The following is a 20,442-nucleotide window of genomic DNA, read 5'->3' on the forward strand; positions in this document are numbered from 1 at the left end:
CGGCCCCGCCTTGTGCCAACCCCGGCGGGGGGCCGCCCCCCGCCGCCCGCCCCGCCCCGGCCACCCCACCGGCCCTCACCCCGCACGACGCCGCGGCGGGTGTCCTGCACACGCGTCGACGTCGACGTCGGCGTCAGGGACAAGGACGACAATAGGCTGATTGCCTACCGGCGCCCGGTCATGTTTGTTTGTGGTGGGACAGGCCGGGCGCCGCGCCGCCGGAACCGCCGCTTGACTGGCGGCGGATCGTGACCCATGCCCTCGGCCGTCCCGGACGCGTCGAAGGCTGAACAGGTTCCCCTGCGGCCGACCCGCCGCCGACGGCTTCAGGTCCCCGGCGACCGCGCGATCACCGGCTCCGGAGCGGTCGCGCCCCGACCAGTGCCGTGAGGAACCCCTCGGACAGACGCGCGGCCGGATTCCCGGCGGCCGGTGCGTGCGGCCCGGCCTGTTCACAGGCACGGACCACCGCTCGTACGTGGGAACCGGGAAAGGTGTCCGCGTAGGCCCCGCGGTCGTCGGCGGCGTAGGCGAGCGCCAGCGCGTCGCTCAGGGCCAGCGCGTGCGCCTCGGCGTAGGCGCGCGCGTTGGCGGTGCAGCTCAGCTCGGCGTACTCGTGACCGTAGGCGTCGGCCTCGGCCGGGGGCCGGCCCTGGGACAGCGCGTAGTCGCGGGCCCCCGCGTGGCCCTCGGCGTAGGCGGTCTTCCGGTCGTACGCGGCGGCGTGGAGGTGGAGCAGGACCGGATGCAGCGCGGTCCGCCAGGCGTCCGGGGCGGCCGGCCCCCCCGCGGCCGCCCCGGTATGCAGACGGGCGAGTGAGGAGAACGGCACGGCCTCCGCGCCGGGCACCGTCTCGGCGACGAGGGGCAGGACCGTGTGGCGGAGCCAGTCGTGGACCACCGACAGGCCGGAGCCCACCGACAGATCGGTGACCGCGTCCTCCCCGTACCGCTCCTGGAGCAGCGCGTACAGACGAAGGGCCCAGCCGTCGCGGACGTCGGCCGGCAACACGTCGTGGAGGGCGGTCGCAACGGGCCACAGCCACACGGGAGATGCCGGGCCGGACACGGACACGGACCCGGACCTGGGCTCGGCGTCCGGTGACCTCAGCGCGGTCAGGAACCCCGCCGCCCCGTCGGTCGTGGAAGTCATGCGGTACCGCCCTTCTGTCCCCAGGGGATCGATGATGTGCGCGGAATGGATCAGCGGTGCAGGGGCGTGCCCTCGACGGCGACCCGGCGGCCGAGCCGCGTGAGGGGGAAGTAGTCCCACACGGCGTGGTGCTGCACGCTGCGGTTGTCCCAAACCACCAAGGTGCGCGGCTGCCACCGTACGCGGCACTGCAGCAGCGGCGTGCGGGCTACGTGCGCGTACAGCATGCCCAGCAGGGTGTCGCTCTCGGTGCGGGAGAGCTGGGTGATGTGCGAGGTGTAGGGGGCGTTCACGAAGAGCAGCTCGCGGCCGGTCTCCGGGTGCCGGACGACGACGGGGTGCTCGGTGCGGGGCACGTCGTACTCGGCCGGAGGGGTCTGCCCGGCGGCGGTCCACGGCAGGGCGCCGTCGTGCAGGGCGGTCAGTCCGCCCAGGAACTCCTTCATCGCGGGGGAGAGCAGCTCGTAGGCGAGGTGCATGTTGGCGAACAGGGTGTCGCCGCCGCTGCCCCCCTCGGGAACGGTCGTGAGGTACAGCAAAGATCCGAGGGAGGGCGCCGGGTCCGCCGTACCGTCGGAGTGCCAGCCGTTGCCGGCCACGGCCCGGGAGTCCTTGTCCGCGCTGATCTCCAGGATGTACGGGTCGGAACCCTCCACGGGGAGGGTGACCGGGTGCAGTTCACCGAAGACGCCCGCGAACCGCTTGTGCTGCTCGGGGGTGAGGTCCTGGTCGCGGAAGACCAGGACGTGGTGGGACTGGAAGGCGTGCATGACCTCCTTCTCCTGCTGGGGCGTCAGCTCCTGCGACAGATCGAGGCCCGAGACCTCCGCGCCCAGCAGCGGGGTGAGGGGGCTGACCGAGAGGGTCTCGTACGGCTCGGCGGGCCGGGTGGTCAGGCTTTCGACGGCCTGAAGGGCGTACTGCTCCATGGGGACCTCCGGATGGGACGGGGTGGGACAGAGGACTGGAACGGATGGGGGTGGGGGTGGGGGCGGATCACAGTCCCCGGTCGAGGAGTTCGGCGACCACGAGGCGGCCGAAGGCGAGGTTGCCGTGGATCGTGTCGTCCGGCAGGCAGAAGGCGGGGCGTTGCTTTCCCGAGGGGTCGGTCACCCGGGCCCGCAGGTCGACGATCTCGACGCCGCGCGCGGCGACCTCGTCACGGACGACGTCCTGCGCGGCGTGAAACACCCGTGCGTCCGACATGTCGGGGACGCGCTGCGGCGGCATGACCGCCACCACCCGCAGCCCGAGCGCGGCCGTGTGGTCGTAGAAGGCGAGCGCGCCGCGGATCATGGCCTGTACCAAGGCCGAGAAGAACGCGCTGCGCAGGAAGGACTCCGGGAAGTCGCCGCGGCGGTCGCGGTGGACGTCCCAGTTCTGCCGGGTGGCCACCGTGTGGGCGCTGAACCCGAAGGTGCACACCAGCGGCACCGGCAGCCCGGCGAGCCCCCCGGCGCCCAGGGCGTCGAGGAACTCCCGGTAGAGCCGCTGCCCTTCGGGCGCGCGGAAGCGGATCTCGGTGCCGTCGGTGCCATCGGTGTCGAAGAAGGGGCCCAGGAAATCCCGGCCCGAACCGACCGGCCCGCCCGCGAAGGGCAGTCCGGCGGCCCGCGCGGCCTGACCGACGCAGGCCGCGTGCGAGTCACCGAGCAGGAGGAACCGGGCGGGGGCCGTAGTAGTCGAGCAGGGCGTCGTCACAGGAGTGGTCCTCTCCGCCGGCGGTGGGCGGCGGCTGCGGGGGAGTGTGCGGTGTGCGGGCCGGTTCGTCCCGCAGGGCCCGGAAGAAGTGCCCCATCACGAAGGCCACGCCCTCGGGACGGACCGTGCGCAGGTTGGCCTCGAAGAAGCCCCGCCGGCCCCCGGAAGCCGACGCACCCGAGGTACCCGAGGTACCCGACGGGTCCCGGTCGCCCGAAGGGGCCGGGAGAACCGGGAGCCCCGGCAGTCCCGTGACGATCTCGTACGACGGGAAGTAGTCGACGCGGTCGTCCTCGTCCGCGAGCTGCCCGGCCGCCGCCCGTAGCACCGACTTCGAGAAGGTGGTCGCGACCAAGGCGTGCCGTCCGGTGGCGGTGGCCGTCAGTGGCACAGGAGAGACCGTGAGGACCGTCCGCAGACCGGGGTTGACGCCCCGGGCCATGGCCAGTGCCTCCGTGAGGTCCTCGTGCACCTGCGAGACCGTGTGGTTGCGCAGGACGTACCGGCCGGCGTCGAAGGAACCGCGGACGGTCCCGGGGCACATCGGCAGCACGGTGTCTCGCTCCGTGTCGTGCCACGCCTCGGTCAGGCCGAGGGTGAAGACGAAGACCTCCGCCTCGGCCAGCGCGGTGCGCAGCGCGGCGAGGGTGACCTCGCGGGAGCGCAGCAGCTCACCGGGCGAGGCGAACCCCTCCGGTTCCACCGTGGGCCGGTACGGGTCGTAGAAGCGCCCGTCCTCCTCCCAGACCTCCCCGGGGGGCATGCGGGAGCCGAGTGCCCAGGCGATCCACTGGCGCAGCGCGGCGGCGGTGTAGATGTTCCCCGTGCGGAAGGAGAACCGGCGGTAGCCGCGGGCCGACCGCTGCTCGGCGGTCAGTCCCGGGGGCGGCGGCTCCGCGTCGTACCAGTGCATGCCCTCCTCCAGCAGGGCGCGTCCGATGTGGCCGGCGAAGCAGGACCCCGCCGTGATGACGGGCGCGTCCTGCCCGATGGGCCACTTCGGCGTCCACAGGTCAGCGATGTCCAGCGGGTCCCGTTCGGCGACCGCGCTGCGCCAGAAGGAGCGCTCCGGCAGGCTCGTATAAGGGTGTGATGCCATGGGGGGAGTGCCTCCTCAGGGCTGCCGGGTGGAGGGACGCGGGCCGGCGGCGAGTACGGCGGCGACGTCCCGCGCGTGCGGCGCGGCGACGAGGCCGTAGTGGTCGGCGTCGACCCGGCGCACCCGCGAGGTCCGGGGCAGGTGCGCGTCCCAGGCGCCCGGTGGTGTCGGCCGCGGGGCGAGCACGGGGGTGTCCACCGGGCGTTCGGCGAGCCACACCATGGTGGGTGTCGTGGTGATCCGCGGCAGCGGGTGCTCGGCCATGGCGGCCAGGTTGGCCCGGCAGCAGCGGGCGAGGCGCTCGGCGTACGCGCGGCCCGGATCGGTCAGGCCGTCGGCGCGGCTGCCGCCCAGCTCACGGGCGAAGACCTCGTCCACCTGCGCCTTGTCGTACGCGGCGAACTCCGTTCCGGCGCCGGGCGGCGGAGGGTCGAGAAGGTACAGGCCCGCCGCGGGCCGCCCCTCCCGTTCGGCGAGGGCCGCCATCGACAGGGCGGTCCACGCCCCGAACGACCAGCCCGCCAGCCGCAGCCGGGGACCGGCGTCGGGGAAGGCGGCCCGCACAGCCCGCAGATAGTCGGCGGCGCGGTCGGCGATCGACCGGGCGGGCAGCCGCGGGTCGCGCAGCGCCGGGTCGGGGATCAGACAGACCGTCAGTTCGCCGGGCAGGGCCGAGACCAGCGGCCGGTACGCCTGGATGTCGCCGCCGACCGGATGGACCAGGCACAGGACGTCCTCGCCGGTGCCGCGCTGCCAGACCTCGACCTCCGCCTCGGCGCCCGACTGGGCGGGTTGACGGCCGCCGCCCAGCTTCCCCAGGATTTCCGTGAGGGTCACGTGGTGGCCGAGGGCGGCGAGTTCGATGTCGGTGCCGTGACGGCGTTTCACCTCGTCCAGCAGTTCCAGGAGGGTCAGCGAGTCGGCTCCCAGGTCGTACAGGGGGGCGTCGGGGTCGACGGTGTCGACGCCGAGCAGTTCGCACAGGACCTCGGTGAGGCCGGCCGCCGGTTCCCCCGACAGGGCTCCCTCGGCCGCGACCTCCCTCGCGTCTTCCCCCGACCGGGTCCGGTGGGCGGCGGGCGTTGCCTCGTAGAAGAACTGGGCCTGCGGCAGAGGTGTCGTGCTGACCATCAGGTGCGGCAGTCGCAGGCTCAGGGCGTGCGCGAAGACCGCCGCGCCGTCCTCGGGGGTGAGCGCGACCTTCAGGTGCTCCTGGTGGCGGGTGTCGCCGGCCAGCGCCTGCCGCGCCATGCCGACCTCGCTCCAGATGTCCCAGCCGATGCTCAACCGGACGGTCGCCCCGCCGCCCGCCGGGGGCGTGTGGTGGGCGAAGGCGTCCAGGCAGGCGTTGGCCGCTGCGTAGTCGAACTGGCCGACCCCGCCGTGGTGGGCCGCCATCGACGAGCAGTAGGCCACGTACGCCGGGGTGTGGCGGACCGCGAGCCGTTCGACGAGCAGGGCGCCGCGCAGCTTGGCCGCGGTGGCGCGGCGGGCCGTGGCGGCCACCCGCCCGGCGAGGAGCCCGCCCGCGGCCGTGCCCGCCGCGTGCACGACACCGGCGAGGCCGTCGAGGTGCGGGGCGAGCCGGTCGGCGATCGCGTCCAGGTCCTCCGCGGCGAGGTCGGCGCCGACCAGCGTCACACGGTCCCCGTACGGCCGTAGCCTCGTCGGCACCTCGGTGCCGCGGGCGACCAGGACCACGCGGTTGGCGGGGTCCGCCAGCAGACGGGCGGCCAGCGTGGCACCGATGCCGCCGGTCCCGCCGAGGATCAGATGCGTTCCCGGCTCCGCCACCCGGTCGGCGGTGGACGGGAACGTGGGCGCGGGGACCGGCTGGACCGGGCGATGCCACCAGTAGCCGTCGCGCAGGGCGACCACGCGCGGGGCGAGCGTGTCGTCACGCAGCAGTTCCGGCAGATACGGTGCCCAGTCCGCCGGGTCGGGGCCGGGCAGGTCGATCCAGCGGGGCACCACCCCCAGTTCCTGGCGGGGTGTCTCGATGCCCGCCGCGAGGAGGCCGGCCAGGGGTGTGGCGACGGCGCCGGTGACGGGCTGTGCCCGGTGCGACAGCAGCCACACGCGGGGCCTCGAGGCGTCCGGCAGGTCGGTGAGGGCTTTGCCCAGCGCGGCCACCGCGTCGAGGCAGACCCGCTCGGCGTCCTCCAGCGCGCGCTCGTCGACCCGGCCGTCCAGGGCCAGGGGCAGCGCGTGCAGCCAGTCGATGCCGTCGGCTCCGCCATCGGTCCGGGCAGCACCGTCGCCGACGAGGGCGAGCAGGGCCGCGAGCTGGGCCGCGTCGGCGGGGTCGACCTCGTAACGGTCGTCGGCGAGTCGGCCGAGCGCCGTCGCGGGGCGCACTCGCACCACCCGGGCGTAGTGGTCTTCGAGGAACCGCCAGGTGTCCGCACCGATGTCGCCGCCGATGTCACCCCCGGTGCCACCGCCGATGTCCGCGGTGACGACGAGGGCGGTACGCCGTGCGGTACGAAACTCCGCGGGGCCGTGCGTCGGCGTCCCCGGTACGTTCACGGCGCCGGGATCCGCGCCGATGGCCGTGCCCGGTCCCGAGGGAACACCGCTACGGGCCCGGCGCAGCCGGGTCCACTGCGGCTGGTGCAGCCACTGATCGGCGGGCAACCGCCGCGACGGCGGGCCGGCCTCCTCAGGAACCGGCGCGGACGCGGGCGCGGCCCGGCCGGGGGCGCGCGGGAAGTCGTACTCGGACAGGTCGAGAGCGGGCGGCGGGAAGTCCCAGGGAGCGCAGGCCGGTCCCTCGGGCCAGGCGACGGTGCGACCGGCCGTCCACGCCTCCGCGAGGTGACGCGGGTCGCCGCTCCGCACCGGCACCTCCTCCCGGGCGGCCCGGACGGCGACCGGAGCGGCGACCGGCGCGGGCGCGCGCAGCCAGGCCGAGGCCGACGCGGCGTCCGGGCACACCGCCGCCGCACGGTGACCGAGCGCGGGGCGGCCGGCCTGAAGGTGCCGCAGCACCTGCGGGTAGGCGGCGGGGTGCGCGTCCAGGTAGTCGGCGATGCGGCGGCCGTCGGCACGCAGGGCGGCCTCGCTGCTCGCGGAGAGCACCACGCACGGCACAGCGGCGGGCGCCGTGGCGGGCGTGGCAGCGGGTGTGGCGGTGCCGGGCGCCGGTCCGGACGGCCGGTCGGCGGGGTGTTCCAGGAGCAGGTGGGCGTTGGTCCCGCCGATCCCGAAACTGCTCACGGCGGCCACCCGGGGCACGTCCCGGGGCCAGGGTTCGGCCGTCACCGGCACCCGGAACGGCCCCGCGTCGATCTCCGGGTTGAGGCGGTCGAAGTCCGCGGTGGGCGGGACCACCCCGTGGTGGACGGCGAGCACGGCACGGACCATGCCGACGACGCCCGCGGCGGCGCCCAGGTGCCCGATCTGGCTCTTGACGGAGGACAGCGCCACGCCCGCGTCGTCCGCCAGGCCGTACGCGTCGCGCAGCGCGGCGGCCTCCACCGGGTCGCCCAGGGCGGTGCCGGTGCCGTGCGCTTCCACATAGCCGAGGTCGGTTCCCGTACGGCCGCTGCGGCGCAGCGCGGCACGGATCGCGGCCCGTTGGCCGGAGCGGGCGGGCGCGCTGTAACTGAGCTTGTCCGAGCCGTCGTTGTTGATGCCGGAACCCGTGACGACCGCGTACACCGTGTCGCCGTCGCGGCGGGCGGCGGCGAGGGGTTTCAGGACGACCACACCGGTGCCGCTGGCCCCCACGGTGCCCGCGGCGTCCGCGCTGAAGGGCCGGCAGTGCCCGTCGGGGGAGAAGATGTGCTGCGGCCGGTAGGTGTAGCCGCCGGTCAGTTCGGTGTCGACGAGGACACCGCCGACGAGCATGACCTCGGCGTCGCCCTGGCGCAGCAGCCCTGCCGCGAGGTGCACGCCGACGAGCGAACTGGAGCACGCCGACTGCACGGTGAAGGCGGGGCCGGTCAGCCCCAGGTGGTAGGCCGCCTTGGTGGCGAGGAAGTCCTTCTCGTGGTGCAGGGCCAGCCGGAAGGCGTCGGGCAGGGCGTCCGGATCGCCCTGGCGCAGCATGTTCTGGAAGTAGGTGTTCTCCCCGCATGCCGCGATCAGCCCCACCCCCCGGCCGGCCGGGTCGCCGATACCGGCGTGGGCGAGCGCCTCTACGCAGCTCATCAGCAGGTGGCGCTGTTGCGGGTCCATGAGTCGGGCCTCGCCCGGGCTGAGGGTGAAGCGTCCCGCGTCGAAGGCGAGGAGCCCCTCCATCTGGCTGCGGGCGCCGACGCGGCCGTCCGCCGCGGGGAAGTGCTCGATGCCACGGCGGCCGGAGGTCACCAGGTCCCAGAAGGCGGCCAGGTCGGGCGCGCCCGGCAGCCGCACGGCCATACCGATGACGGCGACGGGTTCGTCGGCGGCCTCCGGGGCCGGTCGGACCATGCCTGTGTCCGGGGCCGGTCGTACCACGCCGGCGTCCCGGCCGGGTCGAGTCGCGCCGCTGCCCCGGTCCGGTGTGGCCCCGTCCGGCACCCGTCCCGGCAGGGCACCGCCCGCCTTCCCGTCCGGTCGTACCGCCGCGTGAGCCGCCGCGTCCTCCCCTTCGCGCCGCCCCTCCAGGAAACCGGCGAGGGCGCGGAGCGTGACATGTTCGAAGAGGTCCGGTACGGAGAAGGAGAGCCCGTCCTCGCCCGCGCAGGCGAGCTGGAACCGCATGAGGTCCAGGCTGGTGGCGCCGGCGTCGAAGTACCGCTGGCGCACGCCGACCAGTGTGCCGGTGACGTCCTCGAACAGCGTCGTCAGACGCTCCTCCAGTGGTGACAGGCCGGCGGCGGCCGGTTGTCCCTGGCGCAGATCGTGACCGGGGGCGGTGAGCGTCGCGCGCCGGTCCAGCTTGCCGCTCGGGGTGCGCGGCAGCGCGGTCACGCGACGGAAGCGGGCGACGCGAACATGGGCGGGCAGCAGCGCCGACAGGTGTTCCGCGAGCCCGCCCGGGTCGGGGTCCTCGCCCCGGCACTCCAGCGCGGCGACCAGGCGGCCGTCCGCCACGGCCGCGACCGCGTTGACCACGCCCGGGTACTGAAGGAGCGCGGCATCGACCTGCCCCAGCTCCAGCCGGTGACCGGCGAGTTTGATCTGGGCGTCGTCCCGCCCCGCGTAGTGGAGCTGGCCCCACGCGTCGAAGCGGGCGAGGTCGCCCGTCCGGTACAGCACGCCCAGCTCGGGGTCGTCGGTGAAGCGCTCGCGGTGCGCGGCCTGGTCACCGAGGTAGCAGCGGCCCGCCATGGGCCCGCCGATCAGCAGCTCGCCGGTGGCCCCCGGTGCGACGGGGAGACCGCTGCCGTCCACCACTCGAAGGACCGCGCCCGCCACGGGCCGCCCGATGGCGGGGCGCAGCGGCCAGCCGGCCGGGTCGCCCTCCAGGCACAGGGCGCTGACGACATGGGTCTCGGTGGGACCGTAGTGGTTGAACAGACGCGCACCCGGCAGTCCGGCGAACCAGCGGCGGATCGCGTCGGTGCACACCAACTGCTCGCCCGCGGTGACGACTTCGCGCAGCCGAGACGGGTACCGCCCGGTGCGGACACCGTGTTCGGCGAGCAACTGGAGCGCCACGTACGGCAGGAAGACACGTTCCACCGCCGCCGACTCCAACTGTGCGAGCAGGGCCGGCGCGTCGTGCCGCCAGCCAGGATCGACCAGATGCAGCAGGCCCCCGGAGCACAGCGTGGTGAAGATCTCCTGGAAGGAGACGTCGAAGGAGAGCATAGAGAACTGCTGGGTACGGGCCGGCCGGTCCAGTCCGCCCGCGACGCGCTGCCAGGTCAGCAGGTTGCACAGGGTCCGGTCGGGGACCTGGACGCCCTTGGGGACGCCGGTGGAGCCCGACGTGAAGAGCGTGTACAGCGGACGCAGCCCCTCGTGCGCGTACGGCACGGGCACTGCGGCGGGTGTGCCGGCGGACATGTCGGCGGGTGTGTCGGTGAGGGTGACGACGTGGCGCGGGAGCGACGGCGGCGCGAGGGTCTCCAGGACACCGAGGTCCCGCCGGGTCACCAGCACACACAGGGGGTCCGCCTGGTGGAGCACGTGCCGCAGCAGGGCCGACGGATAGGCCGGGTCGAGGGGGACGACGGTCACGCCCAGCCGGGCGGCGGCCAGCAGCGCCACGATGTGCTCGACGGACGGCTGGAGGTAGAGCGCGACGGACGCCGGAGCGGCCGGGTCGGCCGGCACCGGATGGCGGGCGCGCAGATCGGTCGCCAACGCGTGGGCTCGCGCGTCGAGTTCGGTGTACGTGAGGGTCGTCCCGCCGTCCGTGAGGGCCGGGGCGTGCGGGGTGGCGGCCGCCTGCCGGGCGAAGCCGTCGGCGACGGTCGGGAAGTCGGGGACGAGTGCCTCGCCCCGGCCGGTGTCGGGTAGACCGCGACGGTGGTCGGCGATCAGTTCGCGCAAGGTGACGTCGTCGCCGCCGGTCAAGTGGTCCAGGCACCGGCGGAACAAGCGCGCCGCCGCCTCCGCGCGTTCGGCGCCGAGGTCGTCGCGGTACTCCCACAGGCAGTCGAAGCCGGACTCGTGCTCGACGACGGACAGGGTGAGCGCGCACTTGGCGCCGAGCGGCTCGGGCCACACGGGCCGCACCTCGCAGCCGTCCAGCCGCAGCGCGGAGAAGTCGGTGTTCTCCAGGACGAACAGATAGTCGAAGAGGGGGGTGCGCTCGCGGAGCACGGGATCGGACAACAGGTCGGCCAGGGCCACCTCCTGATCCTCCAGGACGTCCCGGACGGTGTCGGCGTGCGATGCGAGCTGGGCGGCCAGACTGTCGCGGGGGCGCAGCTCCAGCTCCAGGAGCACGGTGTTGGCGAACATGCCGACGGCGTCGGCGAACTCGGGCCGCGACCGGCCGGAGACCGGCGACGCGACGAGGGGACGCTCCTGGCCGGTCACGCCGTACACGCTCGCGGCGAACGCGGAGACCAGCAACTGGAAGCGGGTCAGCCCACGTTCGGCGGCGAGCCGGTCAAGGGTGGCCCGGCGGACCAGGTCGAGGGAGGTCCGCAGCAGCCTCGCCCGGGGCCGGACAGCCACCTCCTTCGAGGCGGGCAGGACGGATGACAGCTCGCCGTCACGGCCGTAGCGCTCGGCGAGCCGGGTCCGTCGCCGCCCGTACGCGGGGCTCGCCTGCCACTCCCGCTGCCATCGCGCGAACTCCAGCGGCGTGGACGCGGACGCGGTGCCGGGCACGCCCGACTCGCCCCGCAGCGCGGCGGAGTAGGCGTCGGCGAGGTCGCGGAAGAGGAGGTTGAGCGACCAGCCGTCCACGGCGACGTGGTGCAGGTGCAGCAGGAGCGCCCCCTCGTCCGGACCGCCCACCCACGCGGCGCGCAGCATGCGGGTGTCCGTGAGGTCGAAGCGGTGGTCGAAGAACCGGTCGGCGAAGCTTTGCCACCCCTCGCCCTCGCTGCCGTCGAGGTCCCGCGAATCCGGGGCGTCGTCGAGCGGCTCCCAGGGGTCGTACGCGTCGCCCGCCCGCTGGCGCAGCCCGTGCGGGGTGGGGACCAGTCGCGTCCGCAGGGCCGCGTGCCGTTCCACCAGCCCGCGCACCGCATGGCGCAGGGCCGCCCGGTCGACGCCGCCCCGGAGGCGGAAGACGAGCGGTACGTCGTAGGCGCGGTCCTCGGGGTCCCGCTGGTGCAGGAACCACAGGCGTTCCTGCTCCCTGGTGGCCGGCGCGGTCGGTTCGCCGCAGGCGGCGGGCACGGGTGGGTGCTCGCCGGTCGCGGCGTCCTGGGCGTGCACGGCCTCGGCGAGGGCGGCGAAGTCGGCGGTGAGCACCAGGCTCTGCGGGAGGTCGACGTGGAAACGCCGCATGACCTCGAAGCGGAGGCGCAGCGCCTTCAGGGAGTCACCGCCGTGCGGTATCCACCGGTCCTCGGGGCGCAGGCCGGACACCCCGAGGATGTCCTCGGCGAGATCGAGTACGGGCCGCTGCTCGTCGCTGACGCGCCCCTCGCCCTCGTACGAGCGCCGCCACGGTGCCGGGGCGTCGCGCAGCAGCGCCTCCCGGTCGACCTTGCCGTTGGCGGTGAGCGGCAGTTCCGGTACGAGATGGGTGTGGTGGGGGCGCATGTACGGGGGCAGCCCGGTCGTGAGGTGCCGGTCGTAGGCGTCGAAGGAGAGGTCGCTGGGATCGCCGCCCGCGACGACGAAGGCGAGCAGTTCGTTGCGGCCGGCCTCGTCGCGGCGGGTGCACACGTACGCCTGGCGCACGTCGGGGTGGGCGAGGACGCGTCGCTCCACCTCGCCGGGCTCGATGCGGAAGCCGCGCACCTTCACCTGGCGGTCGGTCCGGCCGACGTAGGTCACCCGTCCCTCGGTGTCCCGGCGCACGAGGTCACCCGTGCGGTACCAGCGCTCCTCGCCGCCCGCCTCGCCCTCCGGGTCCGGCAGCATGACGAAGCTCTGCTCGGTCTGCCTGGGCAGATTGCGGTAACCCCGGGCCAAGGCGGGGCCCGCGAGGAGCAGTTCGGCGATCTCGTCCGGCTCCGCGGTGCGTCCGTCCTCGGTGCGCAGCAACGTACGCGTGCCGGTCAGCGGGGTGCCGAGGGGGACAATGGCGCCCGCGAAGTCCCGGGGGATCGGATGGCAGAGGGCGAAGGTGGTCGCCTCCGTCGGCCCGTACACGTTGTGCAGGACGGTGCGTGAGGCGGTGTTGGACTCGTACCACCGGCGGATCAGCCGCGCGTCGAGCTGCTCGCCGCCGACGAGGACCTGGGAGACGGTGCCGAAGCAGTCGGGCACCCTCTCGACGACGGTGTTGAACAACGCGACCGTGATGAACAGTGTGTCGATGCGCCGGTCCGTCAGCGCTCCGGCCAGCCGGTGCGGGCTGTGCACCTGCTCGTCGTCGAGGATCACGCAGACACCGCCGGTCAGCAGCGGTACCCAGACCTCGAAGCTGAGGGCGTCGAAGGCAGGGTTGGACAGGCAGGCGTACCGGGCGCCGGGCCGCAGGCCGATGTAACCGGGCTCGGCGAGCCGCAGCACGCCCGCGTCGGTGACCTCGACGCCCTTGGGGCGGCCCGTGCTGCCGGAGGTGTAGAAGACGAAACCCGTCCCGGTGTCCCCGGTGTCCGCCGACGCCTTCCCGGGCGGGTCGATCCGGGCTTCCCGCACCGCGTCCGGTTCCTCGTCGCGCAGGAGCAGGTCGGCGTGGAGGGCAAGGAACTCTCCGCCGGCATCGGGGAGTTCGTCGTGTACGACAGCGACGGCGCCCGAGTCGTCGAGGATGTGCCGCTGCCGGTCGGACGGACTGAGCCGGTCCAGGGGGACGACGGTGGCACCGGCGCGACGGATGCCGAGCATCACGCACACCAGCCGCCAGGAGCGCGGCAGGCAGACGGCGACGGCCTGCCCCCGGCCCACCCCGAGATCGCGCAGCCGCGTGGCCACCCGGCCGCTGAGGCGGTCGAGGCCGGCGTGGTCGAGCAGGTGCGAGTCGTCCTCGACGGCTACGGCGGACGGGGTGCGCCGGGCCCGGGCGAGCACCGCGTCGGCGAGAGCGGAGGCCGATCGGCTCGGGGAGGCGCCGCCGGAAGGGGAGGTGACGTCGGTGCTCATCGGGCTCCCGCCACGGGGAGGGCAGCGGCGGACGCCGGCGCGGACCGGTGTCCGTGGTGGACCAGTTCCGCCGTCAGCAGGGCACCGACACGGACCGCTTCGGCGCCTTCGAGGATCTCCCAGTGGTCACAGGCGAGGGTCTCGACCTGGAAGTCGCCCTCGGCCCGCCGCCGCCAGAAGGCACGGACCTCGGCGTGGAACGGCGTGTCGTCGCCGTGCGGCACGGCCTGGGCGAGGACCAGGCGGGTCGGGGAGGCGGCGGGCAGGTACTGCCGGGCCGTCGACCGGTTGTGGTTGTACAGCCGGAAGTAGCGCTCGATCTGCGCGTCGTCCATGCCGGGATACATCCCGTTGAACCTCACAAGCTTGTCGCGGAACTCCGCCTCGTCGACGGCGGTGATCGCCGCACGGGCCGCGGCGTCGTCGGTGGCCTGGGTGTCGAGGAGGACGACACTGACGTCACGGCGTCCGGCCCGGCCGAGGATCTCCCCCATCCGGTGGGCGACCAGCCCTCCGTAGGACAGGCCGGTCAGCACCACGGGGCCGTCGTCCATCGGGCCGAGGAGGCGCAGATACTCCTCCGCCATGGCCTCCACCGTGGGCAGGACGTCCTCGCCGGGGTTCACGCCCGGCGACTGGATACCGTAGAGCCCCGCCGCGGCGGGCAGATGCTCGGCCAGCGGCAGGTAGCAGAACGCGGTGCCCCCGGCCGGGTGGACGCAGACCACCCGCGGCCCCGCACCACGCCGGAACTCGATGAGACTGCCCGGGGCGGAGTCGGCGCCGTCCTCGCGCAGCAGCGCGGCGAGCGCCTCGATGGTGGGCCGCGTCATGACCTCGGCCACCGGCAGATGCCGGCCGAACGCCTCCGTGACGGCGTGGGCCATCTTGATGGCCGACAGGGAAGTGCCGCCCACCTCGAAGAAATCGTCGCCGACGCCTATGTCCGGGTGGAGCAGCACGCTCCGCCATATCCGGTACAGGGCGTGCTCGACGTGGTCGCGCGGGCTGGCGGTGTTGACCTGCGTGGAGGTCCGCGCGTGGGCCAGCGCCAGCACGGCGGCACGGTCGACCTTGCCGCTGCGGTTGAGCGGCAGGGCGTCGAGGTCGACCACGACGGCGGGGATCATGTAGTCGGGCAGACGGCGGGAGAGCGCGGCGCGCCAGTCGCCGGCGGCACGCGCCGGTGCCGTACCCCGACCGACCCCGGCGACCAGCCGGACCTGCCCCGCGGCGTCGCGGTCGGCGAGGACCACGGCCTCCCGGACACCGGGCAGTGCCATGAACGCCGCCTCGACCTCCGCCGGTTCGATCCGGAACCCGCGCAGCTTGACCTGGTCGTCCGCGCGCCCCGCGTAGACCGCCTCACCGTCCGGCTGCCGCCTGGCCAGGTCGCCGGTGCGGTAGATCCGCTCGCCGGGCACGAACGGGTCGGGCAGGAACCGCTCCTCGGTGAGGTCGGGGCGGTTGAGGTAGCCGCGGGCGAGGGAGGACCCGCCGAGGTACACCTCTCCCACCACGCCCGGCGGCACGGGCCGCATACGGTCGTCGAGCAGGTAGAGACGGGTGCCGGGGAGCGGGCGGCCGATGGGGCAGGGGCGCTCCAGCGGACGCGGCGCGTAGTAGGCGGTGCTGTACAGCGTCGCCTCGGTGGGCCCGTAGCCGAAGCAGATCCGCAGGCCGGGCAGATGCAGGGTCATGCGGTGCAGGGCGGCCTCGGTGAGCGACTCCACCCCGGTGAGCAGCTTGCGCAGCGCCAGCCCGCGCAGCCGTACGGCGGGGTCCTCGTCGATCCACTTGACGTAGGCCGGCGGCAGGAACGCCTGGGTCACCCGACGCTCGCGCAGCCACGCCAGCAGGGCCTCCGGGTCGCCGCGCAGCGCCTCGGGGACGAGGTGCAGCACACCGCCGGTGGTCAGGGGGAGCAGCAGTTCGTGGATGGAGGCGTCGAAGCCGATGCTGGACCAGGCCGAACCGGCCTCGCCGGGGGCCGTGCCCATACGGTCGTGCCAGGTGGCGAAGAGGTTGAGGACACTGCGGTGCTCCACCGCGACGCCCTTGGGCCGGCCCGTGGACCCGGAGGTGAAGATCACGTACGCCGTGCGGTCCGGCGCGCGGTCGGTGCCGGACGGCGGCCGCGCGCTCTCCGCCCCCTCGGCCTCGACGGCGGCGAGCGCGAGCCAACCCTCGGGCCGGTCCGTGTCATCGCCCTGGTCGCTCAGTACGACGGGGCAGGCGGCGTCCTCGACCATGCCGGCGAGCCGCTCGCGGGGCTGCCCGGGGTCGAGCGGAAGGTAGGCGGCGCCCGCCTTGAGGATGCCCAGGATGCCGACCACCAGGTCGCACGACCGTCCGGCGTGCAGGCCCACCACGTCACCGGGGCGCACGGACCGGGCGACGAGGGCGTGCGCCAGCCGGCTGGCGCGGCGGTCCACGGTCGCGTAGTCGAGCGACCGCTCACCGTCGACCACCGCGGTCAGTTCGCCGCGCGCCCGCGCCTGGGCCTCGAAGAGCTCCGCGATCCCGGACGCCGACCGCAGGGCGAGGGCGACCGGATCGGCCTCCGCATCGGCCACCGCGTCGGCGGCCTCCGGATCGTTCTCCGGCCCCCCGTCGCCCGACGGCGTGGCGTCGCCCTCGCGCACCAGCCGCCGCGACTCCTCCGGGTCCATCAGCTCCAGATCCCGGATGTCACGGTCGGGACGGTGGGCCATGTCGGTCAGCAGCCGCCGCAGATACTCCGCCCAGCGCCGCGCCGTGGCGTCGTCGAACAGGGCGGTCGCGTAGTCGAGATGGCCGAGCAGGCGCCCCTCGGACTCGGTCACCGACAGCGCGAGATCGAACTTGGCCGGGGCGTCGGCGATCGGCAGCGGCCGGGTCTCGACACCGGGCAGGTCCAGCAGGTTCCGGCGGTCCGGGACCCAAGCCAGCATTGTCTGGAACAGCGGGGTGTGAGCGGCGCTGCGAGGCGGATTGGCAAGCTCGACGATGCGTTCGAAGGGCAGGTCCTGGTGGGCCAGTGCTTCGCGGACGGCAGCCCGAGTGCGGGCGAGCGCCTCGGCGGCGGTCGGCGCACCGGACAGATCGACGCGCAGCGGAAGCGAGTTGACCAGGAAGCCGATGAGGCCGGCCGCGCCGGGCCCGCGCCGGTTCGCCACCGGACTTCCGACAACGATGTCGTCCTGGCCGGACAGGCGGGAGAGCAGGCTGCTCCAGCCGGTCAGCACCGCCACGAACGGGGTGGCACTGTGCGCCCGGGCCAGCGCGCGCAGCGCCGAGACCACGTCCGCGTCCAGTTCGAACTCGACCCGGCCCCCCTCGTACCGCTGCTCCACCGGACGCGGCCGGTCGGTCGGCAGATCGAGAACGGGCGGCGCGTCCGACAGCGCCTGCTCCCAGTAGCGTTCCTGGTCCGCGAGGGCACCGGCCAGTACCGCCTCGCGCTGGGCTCGCGCGTGGTCGGCGTACTGTGTGGCGAGCGGTGCCAGGGGAACCGGGTCATCCGCACGCAAGGCCGTGTAGAGCAGGCCGATTTCCCGCATCATGACGTTCATCGACGCGCCGTCGTACACGCTGTGATGAAACGTCAGGAGCAGCACGTGGCGCTCGGGGGCCAGCGTCAGCAGGCGGCCGCGCCCGAGGGGACCGGTCTCCAGGTCGAACTCCTGCCTCGCCTCCCGGCGTTGCAGGGCAGTGACCTCGGCGTCGGGGTCGGCGAGGCTGCTGAGGTCCTGCGAGGTCAGCGCGAAGCCGGTGCCGGGCGGATCGATCAGCTGCTGCACACTCCCGGCCTCGGCCACCAGCCGGGTGCGCAGCGTCTCGTGGCGATCACTGAGGGCGTCCAGGGCCCTGGCCAGCGCCCGGTGGTCGAGGGGGCCAGTGAGCGAGAGCGCCACGGTCTCGTTGTACGCGGCGTTCGCACCGGGCAACTGCGCGAGGAACCAGAGGCGTTGCTGGGCGAAGGAGGCCGGCCGGACGTGGGGGGCGGCCTCGGCGCGGTTCTCGGGGTCCGCGCACGAGCGGGGCGTGGGGACGGAGGTGGGGCTGTGCTGCACCGGCTTACCTGGTCTTCCCGTCAGAGGGGACTGGGGGAGGGGAGGGGCACGGCGGTCCGGGATCACCGGACGGCCGGGGGCCGAGAAGGGCGCACGCCTGGTGTCGGGGGAGTGAGGGCGCGCGGGAGTGTCTGGGAGGAGGGGGCGTCGGCTCGTTGTTGAGCGGTCATAAGGGGATACGACGGAAGAAATACTGGCCGGTGATCCGCTCTCAAGAGAAAGAGTGGTGGGATTGCGGCTCGCCGGAATACTTCGCGATGCATTGGTGATGATCAGTCACGGCTCAGGGACATGTCAACACTTGACTTTCCGCAGTGCCCTCACGTAGATACGGGACTGCCCCTTCTGCCGCCTCGCGCCGGGCGCACGCGCAGATCAGCCCAGCTCATGAGGGGTGATGGTCCTCCAGGCGCATCACGTGGGCCGGCGAACGACGACCGTCGGGCGAGGCACTCTCTTCGGACGGACCGGGGGTTGTGGCGGACCGGCCAGTTGTGACGGACAGGCCGGCAAAAGGGACTCGCACGCAGGGAATTGTCAGAGTGAGGAATTACCCAGGACCAGAACGCCGCGCTCGGTATCGGATTCGCGTCCGTGGATGTTTGCGCCCATTCCCGTACGGCCATGTCACCGCCTTCGGCGCGCTCGACGCGGCGGATGTGAAGGCAGTCGAGCCGGCCCGCCAATACCCCCGCTACCCGCAATCCGATGTCAACCGACGAGCGGAAGTCAGGAACCCTTGGACGTGTTCTTCGCCCCGGAGGTCTCCTGATAAGGGGCGATCGTCTCATCGTGGTCCCTCGCCCAGGCGGTGAGCATTCTGATGGGTCCTCCACGGTGCGCCCGATCTTGGTCAGGCTGTACTCCACGTGCGGTGGCGCCTCGGCGTACGCGTGCCGCTCGACGAGCCCCTCGTCCTGGAGCCGACGCAGCGTCTGGTGGGGGGCTCGGGATCGCTGCGGCTGTCGGCCTGACGCTCTACTTCGCCGTGCGCGGTCGCCGCCCACCTACGGGTCGGTGACTACAGGAGCACATCCCACGGGACGCCCGTCCGGCGGGACCTGGACGGCGCCGAGGACCATTGCCCTCGCCGCTGGGCAGTTCGCCCGTCGATGCCCGCTCCAGGGCCGGCCCCTCGGTGCGCGGGTCGATGCTGTTGCTACGGGGCGAGACCCGGTGCGTCGCCGAGGTGAGGGCGCGCAGCGCGGCCGGGGTGAACCAGTCGGCATGCGGACCGGGACGCACCGGCAGGACCAGCGCGGCGGGCGGCCCCGGCCAGGGGACGGCCGCCGCGCTGGGCCACCCACCGCGCAGTGGCCGCCGGGCCGAGCCCGGAGAGCAGGTCCGTCGAACGGCTACCGACGACGGTTTCAGCCGCGATGCCTCCGGCGACCGCCACGTACGCGCGCACGCCCGCGGTCACCGTTCCCAGCTCCGGACCGCGCCCGCCGGGACGAGCACCGGAGCCCCCAGGCCGTCGGCCGCCCGTCCACCGTCACCGGGCAGGGCGCGCCCCTGACCACGACGCGGACGGCGTGGCCGGGCCGCAGGGCGCGGCCGGTCAGGGTCGTCTCCAGGACGGCCGTGTCGGGGTCGTTGCCGAGCAGCCGGTTGGCGAGCCGCGACGCCGGCTGTAAACGGGTTTCGGTGGTCGGCGAGGGAACGTTCACCAGAACGTGCCGCTCTGGCCCTGTCTCAACGAACTCAGTGCATGCGCCTCCCTGAATTTGGTCCAGCAAGATCTGCGGCGCGAGGGAGACCAACTTCTATGAGACAGGACAGCAGTTCTGTCCTTTGACAGCCAAGTTAGTCGTGTGTAGTCCGCTGACCTGGGACGATTAGGTTGGATGTCAAGGAGTGGTGTACCTGGGAGCTGGCACCACATGTCGCTTCGCATCGAGAACGCCCTCGGTGTGGATGAGCGCGGGCTTCGGCGCATCGAGAGAGCGGCGCCGGCCGCGCCGCTCGGTGCGGCCGCGGTTGCACAGCAGCCGGGCTCGGCTCTGGCCGGGCACACTGGCCCGGCACGATCACGAACATGCAGACCGTGGCTGTCGACCCTCAGGTCACCTCCCTGATCGGCAAGAACGAGTCGGGTAAGACGACGATCCTCAAGGCTCTGCATCGGCTGAACCCGGCCAACAACGCCGACGACTTCGATGTCACCACCGACTATCCCCGCCGGCGCCCGTCCAGGGACCGGCGCTCCAAGAACCTCGACAAGGTCGCTCCCGTGACGGCCACGTTCGCACTGGAGGACGCGGACATCGACGAACTTGAGAAATAGTCGGAGTACGGCCGCCGACGGGTACTTACGTCAAGGCGTCACGTCTGTACGACGGCAGCCTTCGGGCAGAGGTGCACTGCACCCTCAACGACGCCCTGAGCCACGTCTTCGCCCCAAGCAGTACCTCGAAGAGGATCTCGACGATGAGTGTCGGCGTACACGTGAACGTGGCCCTGGCAAGATTTCCGTGATGTGGGTGTACCACCGTGCGTTGGTGACGCTCCGTCACGGGCCGCGGCACTGTCAGCGAGTGTGATGACCTCGTACGGTTCATGTCTGTGCACCTCGATGCGGTGCGGGTGGAACGAGTGCGGGTGGCGGGCGGCGTGGTCCGCACCTCCCGCACCCGGCGAGTTGACGGTGGCGTGTCCGGACTGCGGTCGCAGTTCTGCGCGGGTGCACAGTGGCTATTGCCGCACGCTGGCTGATGTCTCTGTCGGTGGGCGCCCTGTGCTGAACGGGCTTTCGGTGCGGCGGTGGTTCTGTGACAGCCCGGGCTGCGCACACTCGCGTCCGGCAGGCGCCTGAGGAGGGCGCTGTCTCCTCAAGTGCC

At 73.4% G+C, this 20,442-nt stretch carries 9 protein-coding genes and 1 pseudogene; 2 read left to right on the forward strand and 8 right to left on the reverse strand.

Annotated features, from left to right (window positions below; genetic code table 11):
• Positions 1-349: 349 nt before the first annotated feature.
• The 8 genes and pseudogenes from AB0O67_RS24005 to AB0O67_RS24040 form a co-directional block, all read right to left on the reverse strand.
• Positions 350-1,153, reverse strand: coding sequence for a hypothetical protein (locus AB0O67_RS24005; protein ID WP_365453461.1), 804 nt, complete (start codon positions 1,151-1,153; stop codon positions 350-352).
• Between the two features lie 50 nt (positions 1,154-1,203).
• The gene (locus AB0O67_RS24010) at positions 1,204-2,082 is read right to left on the reverse strand and encodes a TauD/TfdA family dioxygenase (protein WP_365453464.1); all 879 of its coding nucleotides are present in this window, start codon (positions 2,080-2,082) and stop codon (positions 1,204-1,206) included.
• Positions 2,083-2,149: 67 nt separating this feature from the next.
• Positions 2,150-2,854 (reverse strand): hypothetical protein, encoded by a 705-nt coding sequence (locus AB0O67_RS24015; RefSeq protein WP_365453467.1) that lies wholly within the window; start codon positions 2,852-2,854, stop codon positions 2,150-2,152.
• Positions 2,799-3,953 (reverse strand): GSCFA domain-containing protein, encoded by a 1,155-nt coding sequence (locus tag AB0O67_RS24020; protein ID WP_365453470.1) that lies wholly within the window; start codon positions 3,951-3,953, stop codon positions 2,799-2,801. Before AB0O67_RS24020 ends, AB0O67_RS24015 begins: the two co-directional genes overlap by 56 nt.
• Before the next feature lie 15 nt (positions 3,954-3,968).
• The gene (locus tag AB0O67_RS24025) at positions 3,969-13,547 is read right to left on the reverse strand and encodes an amino acid adenylation domain-containing protein (protein WP_365453473.1); all 9,579 of its coding nucleotides are present in this window, start codon (positions 13,545-13,547) and stop codon (positions 3,969-3,971) included.
• Entirely contained in the window at positions 13,544-17,602 is a 4,059-nt protein-coding gene (locus AB0O67_RS24030; RefSeq protein ID WP_365453476.1) for an amino acid adenylation domain-containing protein, read from the reverse strand. Before AB0O67_RS24030 ends, AB0O67_RS24025 begins: the two co-directional genes overlap by 4 nt.
• A 320-nt stretch (positions 17,603-17,922) precedes the next feature.
• Positions 17,923-18,609, reverse strand: coding sequence for a winged helix-turn-helix transcriptional regulator (locus tag AB0O67_RS24035; protein WP_365453479.1), 687 nt, complete (start codon positions 18,607-18,609; stop codon positions 17,923-17,925).
• Between the two features lie 30 nt (positions 18,610-18,639).
• Positions 18,640-19,365 (reverse strand): annotated as a pseudogene (locus AB0O67_RS24040) (biotin-dependent carboxyltransferase family protein); the annotation flags it as partial.
• A gap of 275 nt (positions 19,366-19,640) precedes the next feature.
• Between AB0O67_RS24040 and AB0O67_RS24045 the strand changes: the two are divergent.
• Positions 19,641-19,889 carry a hypothetical protein gene (locus AB0O67_RS24045; RefSeq protein ID WP_365453482.1) on the forward strand — a complete coding sequence of 83 codons (249 nt, stop codon included), beginning with the start codon at positions 19,641-19,643 and terminating at the stop codon, positions 19,887-19,889.
• Between the two features lie 288 nt (positions 19,890-20,177).
• The gene (locus tag AB0O67_RS24050) at positions 20,178-20,417 is read left to right on the forward strand and encodes a transposase family protein (protein ID WP_365453506.1); all 240 of its coding nucleotides are present in this window, start codon (positions 20,178-20,180) and stop codon (positions 20,415-20,417) included.
• The last annotated feature ends 25 nt before the right edge of the window (positions 20,418-20,442 follow it).

Origin of the sequence: Streptomyces sp. NPDC086077, from assembly GCF_040686175.1 — a bacterium.
Lineage (GTDB): Bacteria > Actinomycetota > Actinomycetes > Streptomycetales > Streptomycetaceae > Streptomyces.